This is a genomic window from Bradyrhizobium sp. CAR08 (assembly GCF_052871955.1).
Map to the genome: position 1 here is coordinate 1 of NZ_JBIXJX010000054.1, position 4,545 is coordinate 4,545.

Annotated in this window: 2 protein-coding genes and 2 pseudogenes; 3 read left to right on the forward strand and 1 reads right to left on the reverse strand. The window is 60.2% G+C overall.

The features are described 5' to 3' along the window. Positions 1-827: 827 nt before the first annotated feature. From ACIPUD_RS39470 to istB, 3 genes and pseudogenes are all read left to right on the forward strand, one after another. Positions 828-1,094 (forward strand): annotated as a pseudogene (locus tag ACIPUD_RS39470) (helix-turn-helix domain-containing protein); the annotation flags it as partial. 114 nt (positions 1,095-1,208) lie between these two features. Beyond that, positions 1,209-2,699 (forward strand): annotated as a pseudogene (istA, locus tag ACIPUD_RS39475) (IS21 family transposase); the annotation flags it as partial. 34 nt (positions 2,700-2,733) lie between these two features. After that, entirely contained in the window at positions 2,734-3,591 is an 858-nt protein-coding gene (gene istB / locus ACIPUD_RS39480; protein ID WP_446482954.1) for an IS21-like element helper ATPase IstB, read from the forward strand. On the opposite strand, the gene ACIPUD_RS39485 is transcribed toward istB, so the two are convergent. Further along, positions 3,569-4,545 (reverse strand): ISL3 family transposase (locus ACIPUD_RS39485; RefSeq protein WP_446482955.1); only part of this gene is annotated, 977 nt, incomplete at its 5' end. The two genes, istB and ACIPUD_RS39485, sit on opposite strands and share 23 nt — an antisense overlap.

A 4,545-nucleotide genomic window follows, 5' to 3' on the forward strand; every position in this document is an offset into this window, starting at 1 on the left:
GCAGTCGGCCACAACTTCCGCCGTATCCTCGCCTCTGGCTCAGAGAACTCTTGTGCCTCTTCCTGATCCAGCTATCGCATACGCTTGCCTGTCCGCTCCCGCTCAATTCGGCTTCTTAACGGACGACTACCTACATTAGCATCGAAGATGACGAGGTGGTCTGGAAGACGGAAGAGGAGATTCTCTCTCGCCAAGACCATCCATATCGGTATGGCTATGGAATGCTTTGTCATTCCGGCGATCACCACGTCGATATCCTACTAGCCTTCTGGGCGACAATGAAGACAACTTCGGGCCTCTGGCGCTAGAGTTGGATATCCACCGGGCTACCTGCCGATTAATTCGGACAGGTCGCCCCTGATTTCGTCCAGAGGCTGAGAGAGCCGGCCCCCCTCCCTCCCTTGTTTCCCGCTCGGCGGTTCTGGGGAGAGACCGACCTCGTCTCATGTGGAGCCGCACGCCACCGCGAAAGCGGCAATACCATTTGCCTCTTCCGACTCGATCTACTGCAAACGAGCGTCTCGCTGCGCAACTGGCGGCAATTGCCAACCAGATCTACAACAAAAACGACCGGTACGCGTCTGAGACCATTCGCTTGAATATCGGTCCTTTCGCTGCGATCGAGGCCTGGATCCTGAAGCGCCCGCACTCTGGCACAAAAGCTCATCCGCAATTACGAAAGAGGCGCATCGCTCTTTGGCGCGATGGCAGCTTCCTAGGCCGTGTAGCTTTCCGAGAGAAACTCTACCCGACGCGGGACACACTCACCCAAAATGCGGATCTAGTACCCCCTTTTCTTAGAGGGTGAGTCATGATTCAAGATCGGGATGGTACTCGAAGCAAGAGAAGTCCACCTTTCGCGGAAAGACCGCAAGGTGCTTGAGGCCTGTTGTCGTTACCGATGACGTTGCAGCGCGATTTGAAGCGGGCGCGTATAGTTCTTTTGGCGGTGGACGGGCGCAGCACCCGGTCGATTGCCAAGGAGTTGGAGTCCAACCGCGGATTGTGAGCCTTTGGCGACACCGCTATGCCGATCATGGTCTTGAAGGCTGCAAGACAAGCCGCGGCCCGGCAAGCAGCCAATCTATACGAAGGCTGTTATTCGGCCTGCAATATTGCCCCCTAAGCCGAGGGATCGGCGTCCAAATTGACCCCGTACAGATTGATCTGTTGCGCTGCCTGCTTTGGAACGAAGCAGGTGGTGGGGGATGCTGATCGTGGAGACGATTGCGCGGATACGGCGCGAGCACTTCATCAAGGGCAAGACGATCAAGGAGATCGCACGCGACGTGAAGGTGTCGCGGAACACGGTTCGGAAGGTGCTGAGGTCGGGAGAGACCTCCTTCGAGTACGAGCGGCAGGTGCAGCCGCGGCCAAAGCTGGGACGATGGGCAGTCGAGCTTGACGGGTTGCTGGCCGCGAACGCGGCCAAATCGGCTCGTGAACAGCTGACGTTGATCCGGATCTACGAGGAGCTGCGCGGCGGCGGCTATGACGGCGGTTATGATGCGGTGCGGCGTTACGCCAGGCGGTGGAGCAAAGAACGCGGGCAATCGACCGCGGCCGCTTATGTCCCACTGAGCTTTGTCCCAGGCGAAGCCTACCAGTTCGACTGGAGCCACGAGGTGGTCCTGTTGAGCGGCACCACGGTGATGGTGAAGGCCGCCCACGTCCGGCTCTGCCACAGCCGCATGCTGTTCGTGCGGGCCTATCCGCGGGAGACCCAGGAGATGGTGTTCGACGCCCACGACCGGGCGTTCGCCCTGTTCAAAGGCACCTGCACACGCGGCATCTACGACAACATGAAGACCGCCGTACAGACGATCTTCATCGGTAAAGGGCGTCTCTACAATCGTCGCTTCCTGCAGATGTGCAGCCACTATCTGGTCGATCCGGTCGCCTGCACGCCAGCGTCGGGCTGGGAGAAGGGGCAGGTCGAGAACCAGGTCGGGCTGGTCAGGGAACGCTTCTTCACGCCGCGGCTGCGGTTCAAAAACCTCGACGAGTTAAACGCCTGGCTGCTCGACAAGTGCATCGCCTACGCCAAAGCTCATCGCCATCCGGAGCTGCCCGATCAGACGATCTGGGAAGTGTTCGAAGCCGAACGCCCCAAACTCGTTCCCTATGCCGGCCGCTTCGACAGCTTCCACGCGGTGACGGCATCGGTCTCGAAGACCTGCCTGGTGCGCTTCGACAACAACAAGTACTCGGTCGCAGCGAGCGCAGTCGGACGACCGGTCGAGGTTCAAGCCTATGCGGATCGCATCGTGATCCATCAGGATGGACGCATCGTTGCCGAGCACCCGCGATCCTTTGGCCGCGGCGATACTGTCTACGACCCCTGGCATTATGTGCCGGTGCTCGCCCGCAAACCCGGCGCCTTGCGCAACGGTGCTCCCTTCAAAGACTGGGTGCTGCCGGCCGCGATCGAGCGGATCCGGCGCAAGCTTGCCAGCACCGACGATGGCAATCGGCAGATGGTCGACATCCTCAACGCGGTGCTGACTGACGGTCTGCCCGCGGTGGAAGCGGCCTGTGCCGAAGCGCTCGGTCATGGCGTCCATTCCGCAGATGTCGTTCTCAACATCCTGGCCCGTCAACGTGAACCTGCCCCACCGGCCAACATCATGACGCCGGCCGCACTGACGCTCCGTCATGCACCGATCGCCGATTGTGCCCGCTACGACAACCTCCGGAGGACCATCTGATGGAACAACCCAAATCTTCGACGTCATGGGCGAACTCAAGCTCTACGGCATGAAGGCTGCCTTCGACGAGATCATGGCAACTGCCGTCAAGCGCCAGCACGAACCTCAGCGCATTGTCGGCGACCTGCTCAACGCCGAGATCAACGAGAAGCAAGCCAGGTCGATCAAATACCAGCTCACCATTGCCAAGCTGCCGCTTGCCAAGGACATCGCCGACTTCCAGTTCGACGGCACGCCGATCAATCAGACTCTCGTCAATGATCTCGCCGGCGGCGGCTTCATCGCTCAACAACGCAACGTCGTGCTGGTTGGCGGCACCGGTACAGGCAAAACACACCTGGCCATTGCCATCGCCAGAAGCTGCATCCGATCCGGTGCTCGCGGCCGCTTCTTCAACGTAGTCGACCTCGTCAATCGCCTCGAGACCGAGACCCGCAACGGACGACAAGGACGGCTCGCCGAGCATCTGACCCGGATGGACTTCATCGTGCTGGATGAACTCGGCTATTTGCCCTTCGCCCAGTCCGGTGGCCAGCTTCTCTTCCACCTCGTCAGCCGGCTCTACGAGCGCACCTCCATCATTGTCACCACCAATCTTGCGTTCGGCGAATGGCCGAGCGTGTTCGGCGATGCCAAAATGACCACCGCGCTACTCGACCGATTGACCCATCACTGCGACATCGTCGAGACCGGCAACGACAGCTGGCGATTCAAAAGCCGAGACGACGATCACGCGACCCGCGCTCGTCTCGCCTCCGCTATCCCGGCCAGCTCCGACGAGACGAGCGCTACCAGCAAACCCCGCCGCGCAAAGGGGTCAAAATTGGGCTCTGACGCATATTCGATGATCGTGATTGTTTTTATGGCGCGCCAATCAGCCTAGCCTGAAGGAGATCGAGCTTAGCGCGCCCGTACATTTGCCGTTTGACCAGCTTGAGCTTGGTGATCTGAGCTTCCACTTGGCCATTGGACCATGGTTGCGTGATAGCCGCGTGCACCGCGGCCTTATCGTTGGCAATGCCATTCGCGAACGAGGCAATGAGGCTCCGCTTGGAGTCATCAATCCAAGGTTCGAGCTCCATCTCGGCCTTCTTTCGGATCATCGCGTGGAAGCGGCCAACGAGAGCTTGGGCATCGGCCAGCATAGGAACGTTTTGTTCGATGACCGCAAGCGTGACGGTCTCGGCTTTGGTTAGGTGGTCGCGCTTCGTCGTCATCAGCTGCGCTATCGTCCTGGCGGCGGGGACCTTCTGCAATTGTTGATGGCTGATAGTCTCGGCACGTCGCCGTCGCGTCGCCCATTCCGCCACGACGCGCAGCGATCCCTTGAAGCCTTGTCCTTTCAAGCGGCGCCAGAGCTCGGCACCGTTGCGACAGCCGACTGACCACTGCGCGTCCAGGAACGGCAGATGCCCGTCCAGGGTGCTTTGACGGGTGCGGAACATATCCGTACCGCCGCCGCGGCTAATTTGGCGAACCAGATTGCGACTATGTCCTGTGCGGCGGACGATCTCCTTGAGCGACACACCGTCGCTGACGAGAGCCGTAATTACGGCATGGCTGTCCTGCCGCCGCAAATAGCCCTGATAGCGCAGCTTTTCCGCACAGGTCAGCAATTCCGGGTTGATCGTCGTCGCTCCAATTGCGGTTCGGATTCTGTTCATGGAGCGGCGCACCGCATCAAGGAAGGCCGCGCTCGCATTTTCCATCAGATGCCAGCGGTCGGCGACTTGGATGGCGCTCGGCAGCGCCTTGGCTGCTGCCTCGCCGTATCCACCACCGCGATCTCGCGACACAATGTTGATCGCTGGGTGCTTCGATAGCCACGCCCGAACGG

What these genes read in the sequence shown, in the direction of transcription:
- istB (WP_446482954.1), top strand. Translation starts at nt 2,734, where the DNA reads ATGGGCGAACTCAAGCTCTACGGCATGAAGGCTGCCTTCGACGAGATC.